A 15,268-nucleotide genomic window follows, 5' to 3' on the forward strand; every position below is an offset into this window, starting at 1 on the left:
AAAACGTATTTAAAACTCAGGTTAAGCTTGCGGGGGTCTTAGAATTTCTTGCCAAAAGCCTTTTAAATGCTGTCCAGCAAAAATGAAACGAGGGGGTTCTGCATAGTGATGCACATGGAAGGTCTGCAATGCGACCAAGGCGCTATCGACATAAGAGGTACTGATTTGGCAATGTGCGAGTGTACAGTCCTGACGACAGTCTGTACTTTGTGTCGTTGAATGATGCGCCTGACCATCTTGCAGTGCAGATGTCGCATCTAAAGATTGATGACAATCCATCATTGAAAAGACTTCTAATGTCGTCTGCTTACCATGATGTGCTGCATGTTCAGGAACAGCTTGCCGCTGATTTTGATGGCAATTTGTCATATTTAAATGCGAAGGATCAGCATGTGCTGCATGAACTGATGCCTGATGGGCATTTGCGTTCATCATTTGTTGATGTTGAAAATTTTGCTGTGCACTGACCACACTGCTCCACCCCATGACGAACGCCATGAGCCAAGCAAAGCCAAGATGCTTTCGCAAAAAATTGAACAATTTAGTATCCTAATTCAACCCAATGATGCACTGTGACAACACATCCCTATTAACACATCTTTAGAAACATCACGCGATCGGCTCAGCCGAAATCCGCATGAAACACCATGATGATATTATTTACGATTCAAATGCAATCAAATGACATTTGTATCAACATGACATGCAGCTCGACCGATTTATCCATCATGAACGATACATTCAGAAATATCTAAAAGCACTATCCAGTGCGATCGATGATGTGTTTTGCCAGTCGCAGCGTATCTCAATAGTTGCTAACAGCATAATTAATTGTGCAGTTATTCACAACAGTTTTAAATTTATTGCGCTGTCATAAAAATCAGCGCATATCTTCCAGTTAAAACATAAAAGTTATTTTTTAAACTGATTAATTATTTACCATAGATTAATAAATACACAATATTTCAAATACTTTGACCCATATAAAAAGGACTCAATTGAGTCCTTTTTATACTTAATACGTCTAATTATTAAACCATTGATGCACAATCGTTTATAATTTATTCAAGTTATCCATATACTTATCTACACAGATATCCATACGGTTATCCATATAGTTATCCACAAGCCATGAATAACTTATACCCAAAGGCTTAAGCCTCTTGAGCATGCACTTTTGCCAATTCAGAACGCATGTCATCAATCACAGCTTTATAATCAGGCTTACCAAAAATCGCTGAACCTGCAACGAACATATCTGCACCAGCTTCAGCAATGTCACGGATATTGGCTGGGGTAACACCACCATCCACTTCTAAGCGAATATCACGGCCTGAAGCATCAATAATTTTTCGTGCTTGACGCAGCTTTTCTAAAGTCATTGGAATGAACTTTTGACCGCCAAAACCTGGGTTCACACTCATCAACAAGACTTGGTCAACTTTATCTAAAACGTAGTCTAAATAATGCAAAGGTGTCGCAGGGTTAAACACCAAGCCCGCTTGCGCACCACCAGATTTGATTAACTGTAAAGAGCGGTCAATATGGTCAGTTGCTTCGGGGTGGAAAGTGATGATATCTGCACCAGCGTCTAAGAAATCGCCAATCATACGGTCTACCGGTGAAACCATTAGATGCACATCAATTGGCGCTTTAATGCCGTATTTTTTCAATGCCTTACAAACGCCCGCACCAAAAGTTAAGTTCGGTACATAATGATTATCCATGACATCGAAATGAACAACATCTGCACCGGCTTCTAGAACGTTTTCAACTTCTTCACCTAAGCGCGCAAAGTCTGCTGACAAAATTGAAGGTGCGATTAAGAATGGCTTGGACATGAAAAACCTAGCTTTGAAAAGGGAGTGATTGACGCATTATAGCAAATTGTCCCCCTATTCGCTGCCTATGCCCTTAGTCGTTTTTTCGATGCCGATGATTGAGATCTCTATAATAAAAAAACCTAGGATGAACTGATGTTACGCAGTAATATCAGAAGCGTAATTGGTTCAAATAAAAGAAAGATACGCGGTAACGTCATCCGCATTTGTTTGAGACAGCACGACTTCTCATCAAATTTTTTTTTTGCAATACTTTAAATAAATAGACGCTAGAGAGCGAGTTTTGCGGTGAGGAGCATTGCTCCGCAAGATGGTTTCCTTGCGAAGCTTCGCTTCTCATTTTGCCTAATGAGAAACATCGTTTCGTAAGAGTACCTCCAGCCGAAGGCTAATCCCATTATTTAAGTCCTAGATGTAAGACTCCGTCGAATTGACTTAAATATCATTTTAAAAAATGCAAAATTATTTTTTGCTTACGTAACATCAGTGATTAATATGGATAAAGATCTCAGGGATAGAAACACAGCGTTGCATATTTAGACTTAACGAGCATCTATGTACTTTGCTAAGTTAAAGGACTGACAACTTAACAATAAAATTGCATCTATGAAAAGTTCAACACAAATCACCACCGCCCAAGCAGCACGTGTTGCTAAACGCTTAGTCAATCATTGGAAACATAAATTTGAAGTCAATGAACAGCTCATTGGAGAAAATACTGCATTCAAGATTCAACTGCCCTCTGCAGAGGTTAGCCTTCTACCACAAGCTGCGTTTTTAGACGTGGTGATTTCAGCCCAAGATCCAAGCACAAATCTAGATCAATTGGAACATGTGGTATTAGATCATTTGATCCGCATGGTACAAGAAGAACTCAGTGCAACATGGCAACGCGAACCGTAGTCTACGTCGCCATATTATCAAAGCATTTCACTCAATGCTGATGTGATTGATAATTTCTAACTGCATCAATACGGGCTTTCGTCGCTGGATGTGACTCAAAGAAGTCTGTCCAAGATCTCTGATCTTTGGCAGTTTCATCCTCTGCACCTTTCTCTTTTGCTGTTTCACCATCAGCTTCATCTTCCATACGTTGTAAGAAGTTTGCAAAATGTGCCGTTGGAATTTGATGTTTTGAAAGTTGTTTTAGGGCATATAAATCTGCTTCAGATTCAAAGTCTCGTGAGTAACTCGCACCCACCGCAGCAACCGGTAAACTGGTAAGAATGTCAGAGCCATCCCCTGTGATCATCAACAAAATAATACTGATGCCTAAACCTGACAAACTTTGCTGCAAACTATGGCGTTGAACTAAATGCCCCTGCTCATGTGCCAGCACACCTATGAGCTCATAATCATTTTTCGCTAATTTAACCAACTCATCTGTCACGATAATGGTGTTATTGGGTATCGCCAATGCATTTGCACCGATGCTGCCACCACCGCGGAATAACAACTTCGCAGGACGATTTTCAGCCACCAATTGTTGATATTCTTGCTTCAACTTGTCTTGACGTGCTTGTGGCAATTTCGTGGGTTCAGTCATATCAATAATATATTTTTCCGCCTGATCACCCCAACTCTTTAACGCTGTCTCAGGAAGTTGGTTGGCCACCACATGTGACGCCGCAGGTATGCCCCATTTAATCAATACAAAAGCAAAAGCCACCACGAAAATCACACTAAAAATGATTAGAGAAGGTGAACGCTCTAACTTCCAAATCGAATGCCAACGCGACTTTACGTCGAGATTAAACCACTCTGGCAAAGGTTGATGAAACTCTAAACGAGCATCGTCCTTTAACTCGATCACTGGCTGAATATCACCCAAAGCACCGATCAGCGTCATATCTTGATAAGTGTAATGCTGCGTTTGTTCTAGGTCTTGACCATAACGCACAATCACAGCATGCTCCCCATCTGCGCTGATTTGAGCAACAAAGGGTTTTGACACTTTCCCATCATAATAGGTTGCATTCACTACTGATGTTTTCATGTAATTCACCTGCGTTATAAGGAAATATCTAGGTCAAAAATATCGGATAATTCTTCAGCAATCGCATTGTGATCTTGCTGCATTTGATTTTGTAATTGGTCAGGATCATCGACCAACATTAAGTGCAAAGATTCAGTCTGATATTTATATAGTCGTACAACTGCCCATGGTGTCAGTAAACCGAGGCTAATCACTTTAGCCAACCAATTACTCAAGACAATCCATGCATAACGCCATTGATTACAGTCCGTATGAAAATGACTGCGACTCAAAGTAGTGTTATTCCAAGTAGTAATAAATATACGTGCAGCTGTGAGTGGCCAAATAAACATATAGCCAATCAAATACATACCAAAAATAATGAAGACATAAGATGCGTCATTTAAACCATCTGAGCTACCAAACAATATCGCAAAGATTACTGCTAGCAATGCACCAAAGCCCATAAACAGAAATAAAGGCACATACATGGCACGCATATAATCGCCCCAAGTATTATTCAGATTAAATTTCAACTGACCCAGATACAAATGATTCAGACATTCACGTTTATATAGCCAGACCGCAACTGGTGTAAACAAACCAAGGGTAAAGACAACCACCGCAAGACATTTGACAAAACACCAATACGCGCTTTTATTCGTCCCAGAAAAAAAGAATCGGCTATTACTAAACTTACTGTTACGGGCGCGGAAACGAATCGTAGATCGAATAAGCCAAGGAACCGCAAAGAAGATCAGGACAAAGCCCGCTAAAAATGCTTCCCAAGAATATTTTGCAGCAAAAGAGAAACCACCATAGACCACTAACGCAATGATGCGTCCAACTAAAATTTTTGTAGGCAAACCAGTAAAATCAAAACGACGCTGAAACACCCAAGTATTACCGTAAAAATAGCGTAAACGGCGGACCTTTGCCCAAGGTGCATAAAGTCCAAGCGTAACAATTGTCAGTAAGATATTCACGATCCAAATACCGAAATATTCAGATGCATTACCTTTAAACCTAAAATGATAATTTCGTCCCAAAACATTAGCCTGTTCTGTCTCCCCAAATAGACTCGGTGGATTCATCACGGGCAGCTCTGGCGGAAGCGGCGTTTCCATTTGTGAATTTTGCATAAGTACCCTAAATTATTTTTTTTGGTATGTCGAATTTATTCATTTGCATGGCAATGCTCATCACCATGCTTTATTTATACGTATATCAAAGCAAGCTATGCCTCAATATTTTTAACCACTGACTTTTAAATTAATGAACTACTGTTTGCAATTGGACAGCGTGAAATTGCAAATGATCGTCCATAAAACTTTGAATAAAATAATACCCATGATCATAGCCAACATGTTCACGCAGTTCGAGTGGCTGCCCAACTTGCTCACACGCTTGCTGAAACAACATCGGATTTAACTGGCTATAAAATTGATCATCAATGCCTTGGTCAATCAAAATGGCTTTAAACAAAGCCCCTTTAGTTTGCACTAAAGCTGTAGCATCGTGCGGAAGCCACTGCTGACGATCTAAACCTAGATACTGACTAAAGGCTTTTTCGCCCCATGGACACTGACTCGGCGCACAAATCGGTGCAAAAGCAGAAACCGATTTAAACAGGTCCGGATACTTCAACGCTAAAGTTAATGCACCATGACCGCCCATACTATGTCCGAATATGCCAATCGCACCTTTTTGTACCGGAAATTCAGCCTGTACCAACGAATACAATTCTTCAGCGATAAAACGTTCCATTTGATAATGCTCGGCCCACGGTTGTTCCGTTGCATTAATATAAAAGCCTGCGCCCTGCCCAATATCCCAATGATCACCTTGCGCTACCTGCTCCCCACGTGGAGAAGTATCAGGGCTGATTAAAATCAGGCCGAGCTGCGCTGCTAAACGCTGAGCATGCGCTTTAATAGCAAAGGTTTCTTCAGTACAGGTTAATCCCGCCAAATAAAACAATGCAGGACACGCTTGGCCTTGTAAGGCTGCTTCTGGCAGAAAAATACCAAACTTTGTCGCGGTCTTTAGACTTAAAGAATCCAATTGATAAATGCGCTGCTCACCCGCAAAACAGGTATTTCGTTGTACTAATTCCATGATCTTTATCCTAAACTTTTTTAATCTTTTAAGGCGTAACCGTCGTAGCCGGTGCAGTAGTTGTCGGCGGGAACAATCGTTGTTCTAATTGAGGCAACATTAATGCCATGTTTTTCCCCATCGACCACTGTGGCTCAGAAGGTTCGAAACCTTGCGCGGCTTCCCATTTCGCTACAGTCGCTTTGGTTTCATTAAATGCCGCTTGAATACTGGTCTGCTCACGCATCGCCTGATCAAAGAACGCTCGGCCAAAATAGGTATATTCAGCTTCATTCGAACAGCCAAAAGACTGTCGATCAGCTGCCGATGCAGTAATGATTAAAGTATTATCATTTTGCAGTGCTGGAATAAAACTGCCTGAATAACATGAAGAAATCACAATCACACGCCAACGAATTCCGGATGCATCCAAGGCTTCTTTTAACCATTTAGGATCGACTTGCGCCAAATCCAAAGGTGCATTTTCCATTTCAAAGACATTCGGTAAACCATGTGAGGTCATATATAAAAATAAGACATCACTTTCTCGGTTCATCTGCTGACCAATACGACGCAGCGCCAACTCCATACTGGTTTTAGATGCCAGCGGAATTTCAGTGCGCGTTGCAGGGTTATTGATAAGCTCAACCGAACGCCCATAGGTGCCAAAACGTGTATCAAACTGTTCTTTAATCCGTTCAATTTCCAGTTTAAAGACATCTTGATAACTCGCACCTGCCACCCCTAAGAAGTACCAATGGGATTGGGCAAATTCACCATATTCCACTGCGTCTAAAGATTTATTGAGCAAACGGCTTTGTGCATAAAATGCATCTTCAGCAAAGCTTGGAGGAACTTCTTCTACTTTCCAAATCGGCTGATCTTTGACTGAGACTTGCCACACGACCAAAGTAAATAGCGTCGCACCCATAATCAGTGCTCGCTCCCACCATGGCCATTTCAGCTCACGTGAAAACACCCAAACGACAGCCAAACTTTGCCAAACAAATAGAATAATGAATAACGTTGGAATGTAGTCATATAGGAAGTATGGGAGAAAATCGAGATCTCCCATATATTGAATCAAACATTGAAACAACATGATGTGCGTATCAAGCACCAACCAGAGCAATGCTGGGACCAACATTAACCGTGGATTATTCACACGTTGTGACAGGAAAATCCCCACGATTAAAGCAATAAATGGCCACAATGCGTAGCTAATGAGACCTTGGGCATTAAATTCGCCAATACGCCCCGTGCTGAGCCAACTAAATAAACTGTTGGCACAACCACCTAAAATCCCCCAAAACACCAATTGTAAAATCGATGGTCGAACGATTTGTAAAGAACGACGAGACCCCAAAAATAACCACATCCCCGCAGTTTGGTTGCTTTTAAAATCATGCCAAAAATTGATGGAGGGTTTGAAATCAATCATAGAGTTCTGATGGTGGCCTTGGCTCGCTTAATTGCACAAATAATTTTATGCCTGATGTCGTTTTTAGCAATGCTATTTTTTAACTATATAACAAATCTTTGAACAATATTGAAGCAAATATCATTTTAAGTCACAAGATCATGTTGGAAATATGCATCAAAGCGACAAGCATCACCTTGCCACTGATGTTGTGGCTCTTGATTCGCTAAAAAAACCGCCAATCGTGGACGTTTAACCACGACACGTTTAGCAATTTTTTGTGCTAAATCCAGTAAATTATCACCTAAATCCATCTCACCATCTTCAGGTAACAGCAAATGCAATAATTGCATTTGTTTTTTGACCTGAGCTTGCTTTTTGACGGCTTGCTGGTTTTGATCTCGCTGCGGAAACATCGGATCGAGATAAACCACGTCAAAGATTTGATTGGTCGTCGACAAATGTTTCAAATAATCTGCCGAATCTGAAAAGACCAATTCAATTCGAGCTACAACCGAACTTAAAAACGCATCTTGCTGCGCACGTTGATGTGAGTCTTCCAATAGGGTAAATAAAATTGGATGACGTTCCACAAGGGTCACATGCGCACCCAAATGGGCCATCAATAAACTATCATGCCCTAGCCCTGCGGTTGCATCTACAAGCTGTGGTTTTTCAGCCAAATTACACGCACGTGCAATCATCTCAGACTTTAAGGATGCTCGCTTTAAACGCCCCACTTCTGCTTTCCAATCGGGTTGCATCTTCATGCCATTGGCCGCTAACCACAAACCATCTGCATCGACACACAAACTGAGTTCAGAGTTTAAACGTAAAAAACGCGCGTTTAATTTTTCAATCAATTCAATATTTACAGATACACCACGTGAAGAAAGCACAGCAGAATACTGCTGTGCTTTCTCATGAAACTCTTGTTCTGTGTATAAGCGGATTTCGCTTACCATAATTTCCAGCCTGTAAATGCGAACAATAAAATCAATAAACCTGAAACAATTCGATACCACGCAAAAATCATGAAATCACGTTTTGCCACATAAGCGACAAGCGCACGAATTAAAATCAATGCAGAGACAAATGAAACGATTAAACCAACGGCGATCACAGTCCAATCTTGAGTGCCTTGAAATACATCATAGCTTTGATATAAATCCAGCAAACCTGCACCGACAATAACCGGAATACCCAAAAAGAATGAAAACTCAGTGGCTGCTTTACGAGAAACCCCTAAGAACATGGCACCAATAATAGTCGCACCTGAACGTGAAGTCCCTGGAATTAAAGACAAAACTTGAATTAAACCAATCCAAATCGCATCTTTAATGGTTAAATCTTCTACTTCTTTGGCACGCACTTGCGGTGGATTTTTTTCGATCCAAATAATGATCAAACCACCGATAATCAACCCCATAGCAATCGCAATGTTATTGAACAGCAGCTCTTTCACCGTCTGACCAAACGTCAAACCAATCAATACGATTGGAATCGAAGCGAGAATTAAGCCAAAACCTAAACGGCGACCTTTTTCTTCACCAGTCACCATACCGGTTGCTGCGCCCCACAGGCGGCCCCAGTATTCATAAATCACCGCCGCAATCGCACCCATTTGAATTGCGATCACGAAAACATCACTTTTTTCTTTGGTCCAAAAGTTCATTAATTCTGAAGCCAGAATTAAATGCCCTGTACTTGAAATCGGTAAAAATTCGGTAATACCTTCAACAATACCCATGATTGCCGCTTTGAGCAGCAGTAGAAGATCCATATATAACCCTAATTATGGCTTGCCTTGTTCTGAAATTTTCTTCCAGGCGTTATCTCGTAAATATACGGGCAATGCAAGTTCAGCACTCACCCATGCTTTTCTTTGCGCCGCTTCGCGGGCAATAGTAGCAATATCTTGTGCTGTTGCACTTAAGTCTTTGTATTGTGTTTGTTCTGATTGAATGAGCTCACTACCAGAACCCACGACAGTAAATTTGATCTGTGGTGTGGCATCGGCGTAGCTTAATAATTGTTCTTCATCAACAGCCTGCATAATGCCATTGGCATCGAGTTGATAGCTGGCGATGTACACTTCTTGCATGCGTGCATCAAGGACTGCCGTTACTTGGGTCAAACCATGTACACGATGCGCCGCTTGAGCCAAAGCTTGCAAAGTCGATACTGGAACAACAGGTACGTCATTGGCCCATGCCAAGGCTTGTGTTACCGCTGCATTAATACGAACACCACTAAATGAGCCAGGCCCACGACTAAATGCAATCGCAGTTAAACCCGCTAACTCAATAGCAGTTTGATTAAGCCCTTGCTCAATCATTGGGAGAATGGTTTGTGTCTGCGCTTTTGCCCGTAAATCGAGTTGAAAATAAAGCTCTTGAGTTTCATCTACAATCGAGACGGAACACTGCTCATTGGCAGTTTCCAATGCCAGTAATTTCATGCGCAACCTTAATTAAAGTTAATCTTAAAAAACGTTGAATATGATACTCCACTCCATCGCAGTTCGCGAGATTTTCCACCACAGACTCAGCGCTTTCTGTATTTAATCTATAAAAAAGCCTCGACAAACGTCGAGGCTTTTTTGCTTACCATGTATAGCGCTCTAAAGTTCAGCGACTTCGAGTTGAGTAAAATGTTTAAAATGAGCGGCGTAGTGCAAGGCACTCATTTTTAGACGTGCTTCGGCTTGCTCATCTAAAGTCTTGACGACTTTACCCGGTGAACCCATCACAACAGAATTATCCGGAATCACCTTCCCTTCTGGAATTAAAGCATTCGCACCAATGATGCAATTTTTACCAATCACAGCATGATTTAGAACCACGGCATTGATTCCGATCAGACTATTATCACCTACGGTACATCCGTGTAGCATGGCTTGATGCCCAATCGTGACATAATCACCAATGATCATTTCAATGCCGGCATCGGTATGCAGCACCGCATTTTCTTGTACATTGGTAAAATCACCCAGTTTGATACGACTGTTGTCCCCTCGGATGACGGCTCCGAACCAGACACTCACTTCTCGGCCTAATTCAACTTTCCCAATGACCGTTGCATTTTCTGCAACCCAACCATCCCAAGGTTGATGCGTGGCTTTCGGGCTATATCCTTGAAATTTGTACAACATGATCAAACATCCTATTTTGACTTTCTAAAAATGATTTATGGCTCACGGCCCAAATGAAATGAAGGAGAATTTAATAAAAAAGGCCATTCTTTTTGATAATTCAGACCATATTGAAATAAGGAAATCAGCATCCGTGCAGTCAAGCCCCATACGATTTCGTTTTCGATTCTTAAACTGGGAAAATAAAGCGATTGCTGGGCAAAACGAACTTCATATGGCGTTGGCGGTGTTTCTAAAAGCTGTCTTAATGATGCAAAAAAAATACGGTCAATTTCAGTGGGTTGAGGTATTAAATTTACGTCAGGCGGGATCAATCCCACGATCGGTTTAACTAACATTCCATTCCGTGCTTTTTGCATTGGTAAATCACCCAAAAGTTGCACATCAAATGGATTTAGAGCGGTTTCTTCTTGAGCTTCTCTTAACGCCACCACGATATTACTGGTGTCTTGGGCATCACGTTTGCCACCGGGAAAGGACACCTCACCGGCATGATTATTCATATAGAGTGAGCGGCGGGTCAATAAAATGCGTGGATTATCTTCTTGGGTAATCGCAATCAATACAGCAGCATGCGCAGGTTGAATACGCTTAGAAAAACGTAAACGTTGCTGCAATCGCTGAGTCAATAAACCCTCATCCATCCACATTACATCCTTATAATTATCTTATTTTCATCATAGCTGAATTTCGGCCAAGCTGGTTAGAAATGATGCCAAAGTTTTATTTTTAAGTTATTCTGACGGTTCACACAATCCATGACGATGAATATGAACTTTTGCTCAAACTGCGGACAAAAAACAAAAGAAGCGATCCCGCTTGGAGATCATCAGATACGCCGTATTTGTACCGCATGTGGGTTTATTCATTATGTGAATCCTAAAGTCATTTGTGGTGCTTTAGCCGTTTGGGACAATCAAGTTTTACTTTGCCGTCGTGCGATTGAGCCACGCTATGGGCTGTGGACATTGCCCGCTGGCTATATGGAACTCTATGAGACGATGGAGCAAGGTGCAGCGCGTGAAACTCGCGAAGAAGCCGAAGCAGAAGTCAACATTGAGCAACTATATTGCATGTATAACATTCCCCGTATTGGGCAAATTTATGCCTTGTTCAAATCTGAACTAATCAATGGTGAATTTGGTGCGGGTGATGAAACCATTGAATCACGATTGTTTAGTGAAGAAGATATTCCTTGGGATGATTTAGCCTTTCCAAGTGTGGAAAGAACGCTGCGGCATTATTTTGCTGACCGCAAAACAGGTCAGTTTGAAATGCATCTCGAAACCCTTGGTACGCGACTCGATCACACTGGTTAATTTGCTGCTCTCAATATTAAAAAAGCCCATCACTGATGGGCTTTTTTATTTTACTCATATTTGACGATTATTTTGCCTTGATGGTGTAACAAGGGGCCAACTCTAAAGAAATATCACCACCGCTTAACTTCGCCGTTTGAGCCGCAGCAGTATCGTTTGGATTTTTTAAGCTATAAATATAACTAAAGCTGGCCAAACTATTCCCCCACTTCACCACTTTATTATCCGAATCTGTCAAAGCAACGCCAGAGGGACGCGTGCCTGCATTGGCGTTAATCATATTGTGTAACTGCACTAAAGCACCGCCTACAACCATTGAGGTATCCGCTGAAGTTTTTACACTTGAGTTCATTCCAATCAACGCGCCATCAAGCGTATGGAAATATGGGTCAGCTAAAATCATACGAATCGAAATGGTATTTGGATTGATATTTCCTTCAGGTGTAAAAGTACGGGTTGTCGTTCCGATACGATATTGCTGTACACCTTTTTCATCTTTCATTAGCAGTGGATCGAGCACATCTTTTCCGCTACAGCCTTCCGTCGCGTGTGTAGACAAATCGACAATTTGGCTATCTTGACGAGTAAATACATCGTCTGGAACGCCAGATTTTATATTTGTGCGAATATCACCATTACGGTCAATCACCACACCCAATTTCACTGTTTTAATCGAAGTATCGGTAAATTTAAAGGTTAGATCTGCATACAACGGGAAGATATAATTTTGTCCAGTAGCAACATTTTCAACAGACTTAAAGACTTTTTTGTCTAAATACGATAACGGATAAAGCTTGTATAAATCCATCGTGCCTTTAAATTGCACTTGGTTAATGTTTTGCTCCCAAAGGCCTAATTTTTTCTTATCATCGGCCGTCAGAACATAATCATCTTTTTTAGCCATTAACGTTTTATATAAACTTCCACCCGTACCGACCACCATTTTGTCAGCAAGTAGCGTCCCTTGTTTAATAATCAGCGGACCAGAGTTTGCTTCTTCCGCATCAAAACGGAAACCCAGTATGCCAGGTTTATCAATTTGCTTTGTAAGCGGATCAATCCAATTGTCCTGCGGCGTTGCTGTTAAACGTGTTGGTCGTACCTGTGTCAAGAGCAAGACATTCACACCACCAATAGTACTCAACTGTTGATCAACTTTGCCCTTCCACTGTAAACCACTACCAAATGTCATGCCTTGGCGGTCCGTCATTAACATGAAATGACCGAATAAATTGACTTTTGAACTATCGGTCGGCAAACATTCATTTTTGTCACAGCCCACCAATCCATTTGAACCACTGGCATTGGTAATCACGCCATCAGTTGAAAACAAAGCAAACTCAGGCTGATATACCGCAGCCGTTGAGATATTCATGAGTTTTGAAACTAAGGTAAATGCGTTTTCATTGCTGACTTCTGACAAGTCTAGCCAAGGCGTAAACAGGTTATTAAATTCCGTATCTGAACTGATACTGAAGTCAGCAGTCGCGACATTTCGAGTGATTTGATCAATCAGTACTTTATCTGCATTGTTGATATAAACCGCTTGGATATCTGTAGCTGTAATTGCGCTATTATTTTTCAAAGCCAAGGCTTGAATAATTTTGGCTAAACGCATTGCCACTTTAACCGTTGCGTCGGTATTTGAAATTGTTGCAGCAGGTTTACCTGCGATGCCGGCAGCCAAATCCAATAAGGTCAAACGAGGTGGTGTCGTGCCACTGGCTACATTTGAAATTTGCTTCAAATCCACTTTACCCAAATCAATTCGACGTGATTTTTCACCTTGGACAAAGAAAGTCACCTTATCGCCAATCTTACAAGCACCTGTCGAAACACCTTCTTTTAGATCAAACAAGGTAATGTAGGTATTTTTAACGTCGCTTGAACAATTAAAGTTTAGACCTTCAATTGGATAATCTAAAACGAACTCAACACAGCCTTCGGTATTACTTTTACAAGTACCATTGGTCGTACTGGTATCATAAATTTCAGGATTCACATTTGCACTTTCACCGCCACAGCCACTGAGCGCTGCAACCAATGCCGTTAAAGCAAACGGTAATAAAATTTTATTTTTCATCCTAATTCTCTTTCTTATGTCCTTAACGGATTGCTGTTAATTTAAGTTGGCCTTGATTGGTTAATACACGACCATCGACGTCAATTGCTGTTGCTAAAGGCGTTAAGAATAAATACTGGCTACCTTTAGGCACTTGAATCACGCCTTCAATTTTTTCATGGTAAAGATGATCCGCTTCACCTTGGTTATTTTTAAATCCACCTGCGCCTTCCATGACACATCTATTTTTGTCTAAAAATACCGCAAATGGCCAATAAAATGTAGGATTTTGTACTTTGGAAGCAAATGAATGTATACGAATATTTTGTAATGGTGATTTGAGTTTTACGACTTCATAGTCAAATTCGTCCGACAATGGTGCTCGAGGCCATAAATTAATATCTTGAGCCAAGTCGAGCTCTTTGGCTTTCTTCATTTTTTTATTCGAAAAACATTGCTGACCTAAACCTTGAATGGTGTCAGCTTGTGAGACTCGATAATACGATGTGGCCAAAGTGATCGGCCCTGTATCTTCGGGTTGATTACGTTTAAATAAATTATCAATGACGGAACGACTGACACCTTTTTCACGTTCAATGGTTTGCATCCGCGTTTGCCCCATCTTACTGTCAATAACGCCTTCGGGCATGGTGTAAAAGCGCTTTTTGCCTTCTAAGTTAAACTCTTTATCTTCCAGATATTCATTATTGACATACTTTTCACCGGCCATGGTCGAAAAACCTTGCTCTTGTTTTACCTGAGTCGATTGTTTTGAAGGATGATTTTCTAAGTTTTCACCTGAAGATTGTACGGATTGATCAGTGCTGACTACTTTCTCAGCAAGGATCTTTTTCTCGACGACAGGTTTATCTTTTTCAGCTAGAACTTTGGACTGATACGCTTCACGAGGTTGGGTTAGCTCTGATTGCTGTAACTTTTCGGTCCATGTGGTTGAAGGTACAACTTTTGTTGAAGTACCTGACTCTTGTACTGATTTTTCAGATTTGGGAACGTTATCACCTGAGACCTCTTTAATTTTATCGACTGTGACAGCTTTATTATCATCCCGTTTTTCCGGCTCACGTGTACTTAAACTCTGAAACTTCACCGGTTCAGCAGCCTGTGCTGTTGGACTCGTTTGACGCGTCATCGGTGTCTTGGTTTGAGACGGACTAATGCTTACAGATGGTTGAGTAACGTGTTGCTGTACAGATGGTGAATCAATCATTTTAGCTATAGAACTTTCTTTGGGTTTCTTTACAGCTTTTTCTTGTATTTGTACCACCATTGGGCGCCCATCCGGCCCAATAATGGTATGAAACGCCCCTGCATAGGCATACGACACTTGCACCACAGACAGTACAAGTAACGCGTTTATGAATAAAATCCTTTTCATTCTG

The 15,268-nt window shown here is 41.2% G+C and carries 15 protein-coding genes; 2 read left to right on the forward strand and 13 right to left on the reverse strand.

What is annotated here, in order from left to right; genetic code table 11:
• Positions 1-21: 21 nt before the first annotated feature.
• Complete coding sequence (locus FTV37_RS11810; protein WP_180063939.1) at positions 22-486, reverse strand: hypothetical protein; 465 nt, start codon at positions 484-486, stop codon at positions 22-24.
• 668 nt (positions 487-1,154) lie between these two features.
• Entirely contained in the window at positions 1,155-1,841 is a 687-nt protein-coding gene (rpe, locus tag FTV37_RS11815) for a ribulose-phosphate 3-epimerase (protein ID WP_168378513.1), read from the reverse strand.
• A 606-nt stretch (positions 1,842-2,447) separates the two neighbouring features.
• Here rpe and FTV37_RS11820 point away from each other — a divergent pair.
• On the forward strand, positions 2,448-2,744 hold the full coding sequence (locus FTV37_RS11820; RefSeq protein ID WP_180063940.1) for a DUF2218 domain-containing protein: 297 nt from the start codon (positions 2,448-2,450) through the stop codon (positions 2,742-2,744).
• Positions 2,745-2,775: 31 nt separating this feature from the next.
• Here FTV37_RS11820 and FTV37_RS11825 read toward each other — a convergent pair whose 3' ends face one another.
• The 9 genes from FTV37_RS11825 to FTV37_RS11865 form a co-directional block, all read right to left on the reverse strand.
• Complete coding sequence (locus FTV37_RS11825) at positions 2,776-3,837, reverse strand: M48 family metallopeptidase (protein ID WP_180063941.1); 1,062 nt, start codon at positions 3,835-3,837, stop codon at positions 2,776-2,778.
• 14 nt (positions 3,838-3,851) lie between these two features.
• Positions 3,852-4,958, reverse strand: a complete 1,107-nt coding sequence (locus tag FTV37_RS11830; protein WP_180063942.1) for a YjgN family protein — start codon at positions 4,956-4,958, stop codon at positions 3,852-3,854.
• Between the two features lie 130 nt (positions 4,959-5,088).
• A complete protein-coding gene (fghA, locus tag FTV37_RS11835; protein ID WP_180063943.1) occupies positions 5,089-5,934 on the reverse strand; it encodes an S-formylglutathione hydrolase in 846 nt (281 codons plus the stop codon).
• Positions 5,935-5,962: 28 nt separating this feature from the next.
• On the reverse strand, positions 5,963-7,354 hold the full coding sequence (locus FTV37_RS11840) for a C13 family peptidase (RefSeq protein WP_078192361.1): 1,392 nt from the start codon (positions 7,352-7,354) through the stop codon (positions 5,963-5,965).
• A gap of 125 nt (positions 7,355-7,479) precedes the next feature.
• Positions 7,480-8,298, reverse strand: coding sequence for a class I SAM-dependent methyltransferase (locus FTV37_RS11845; RefSeq protein ID WP_218945800.1), 819 nt, complete (start codon positions 8,296-8,298; stop codon positions 7,480-7,482).
• Entirely contained in the window at positions 8,292-9,116 is an 825-nt protein-coding gene (locus FTV37_RS11850; RefSeq protein ID WP_078191179.1) for an undecaprenyl-diphosphate phosphatase, read from the reverse strand. The genes FTV37_RS11845 and FTV37_RS11850 overlap by 7 nt, the downstream gene beginning before the upstream one ends.
• A gap of 12 nt (positions 9,117-9,128) precedes the next feature.
• Positions 9,129-9,794, reverse strand: coding sequence for a tRNA (adenosine(37)-N6)-threonylcarbamoyltransferase complex dimerization subunit type 1 TsaB (gene tsaB / locus FTV37_RS11855; RefSeq protein WP_180063944.1), 666 nt, complete (start codon positions 9,792-9,794; stop codon positions 9,129-9,131).
• A 162-nt stretch (positions 9,795-9,956) separates the two neighbouring features.
• Positions 9,957-10,487, reverse strand: coding sequence for a gamma carbonic anhydrase family protein (locus FTV37_RS11860; protein ID WP_180063945.1), 531 nt, complete (start codon positions 10,485-10,487; stop codon positions 9,957-9,959).
• Between the two features lie 35 nt (positions 10,488-10,522).
• Complete coding sequence (locus tag FTV37_RS11865) at positions 10,523-11,131, reverse strand: CoA pyrophosphatase (RefSeq protein ID WP_180063946.1); 609 nt, start codon at positions 11,129-11,131, stop codon at positions 10,523-10,525.
• 126 nt (positions 11,132-11,257) lie between these two features.
• Here FTV37_RS11865 and FTV37_RS11870 point away from each other — a divergent pair, with 126 nt between their 5' ends.
• Positions 11,258-11,806 (forward strand): NUDIX hydrolase, encoded by a 549-nt coding sequence (locus FTV37_RS11870; RefSeq protein ID WP_078192366.1) that lies wholly within the window; start codon positions 11,258-11,260, stop codon positions 11,804-11,806.
• A 67-nt stretch (positions 11,807-11,873) separates the two neighbouring features.
• On the opposite strand, the gene FTV37_RS11875 is transcribed toward FTV37_RS11870, so the two are convergent.
• Positions 11,874-13,889, reverse strand: coding sequence for a hypothetical protein (locus FTV37_RS11875; protein ID WP_180063947.1), 2,016 nt, complete (start codon positions 13,887-13,889; stop codon positions 11,874-11,876).
• 22 nt (positions 13,890-13,911) lie between these two features.
• Positions 13,912-15,264, reverse strand: a complete 1,353-nt coding sequence (gene filE / locus FTV37_RS11880) for a putative pilus assembly protein FilE (protein WP_180063948.1) — start codon at positions 15,262-15,264, stop codon at positions 13,912-13,914.
• Positions 15,265-15,268: the final 4 nt, after the last annotated feature.

Origin of the sequence: Acinetobacter sp. YH16042, assembly GCF_013417245.1 — a bacterium.
GTDB lineage: Bacteria > Pseudomonadota > Gammaproteobacteria > Pseudomonadales > Moraxellaceae > Acinetobacter > Acinetobacter amyesii.

What these genes read in the sequence shown, in the direction of transcription:
- filE (WP_180063948.1), bottom strand. Translation starts at nt 15,264, where the DNA reads ATGAAAAGGATTTTATTCATAAACGCGTTACTTGTACTGTCTGTGGTG.
- FTV37_RS11840 (WP_078192361.1), bottom strand. Translation starts at nt 7,354, where the DNA reads ATGATTGATTTCAAACCCTCCATCAATTTTTGGCATGATTTTAAAAGC.
- FTV37_RS11860 (WP_180063945.1), bottom strand. Translation starts at nt 10,487, where the DNA reads ATGTTGTACAAATTTCAAGGATATAGCCCGAAAGCCACGCATCAACCT.
- rpe (WP_168378513.1), bottom strand. Translation starts at nt 1,841, where the DNA reads ATGTCCAAGCCATTCTTAATCGCACCTTCAATTTTGTCAGCAGACTTT.
- fghA (WP_180063943.1), bottom strand. Translation starts at nt 5,934, where the DNA reads ATGGAATTAGTACAACGAAATACCTGTTTTGCGGGTGAGCAGCGCATT.
- FTV37_RS11875 (WP_180063947.1), bottom strand. Translation starts at nt 13,889, where the DNA reads ATGAAAAATAAAATTTTATTACCGTTTGCTTTAACGGCATTGGTTGCA.
- FTV37_RS11865 (WP_180063946.1), bottom strand. Translation starts at nt 11,131, where the DNA reads ATGGATGAGGGTTTATTGACTCAGCGATTGCAGCAACGTTTACGTTTT.
- FTV37_RS11810 (WP_180063939.1), bottom strand. Translation starts at nt 486, where the DNA reads ATGGGGTGGAGCAGTGTGGTCAGTGCACAGCAAAATTTTCAACATCAA.
- FTV37_RS11850 (WP_078191179.1), bottom strand. Translation starts at nt 9,116, where the DNA reads ATGGATCTTCTACTGCTGCTCAAAGCGGCAATCATGGGTATTGTTGAA.
- FTV37_RS11830 (WP_180063942.1), bottom strand. Translation starts at nt 4,958, where the DNA reads ATGCAAAATTCACAAATGGAAACGCCGCTTCCGCCAGAGCTGCCCGTG.
- FTV37_RS11870 (WP_078192366.1), top strand. Translation starts at nt 11,258, where the DNA reads ATGAACTTTTGCTCAAACTGCGGACAAAAAACAAAAGAAGCGATCCCG.
- FTV37_RS11845 (WP_218945800.1), bottom strand. Translation starts at nt 8,298, where the DNA reads ATGGTAAGCGAAATCCGCTTATACACAGAACAAGAGTTTCATGAGAAA.
- tsaB (WP_180063944.1), bottom strand. Translation starts at nt 9,794, where the DNA reads ATGAAATTACTGGCATTGGAAACTGCCAATGAGCAGTGTTCCGTCTCG.
- FTV37_RS11820 (WP_180063940.1), top strand. Translation starts at nt 2,448, where the DNA reads ATGAAAAGTTCAACACAAATCACCACCGCCCAAGCAGCACGTGTTGCT.
- FTV37_RS11825 (WP_180063941.1), bottom strand. Translation starts at nt 3,837, where the DNA reads ATGAAAACATCAGTAGTGAATGCAACCTATTATGATGGGAAAGTGTCA.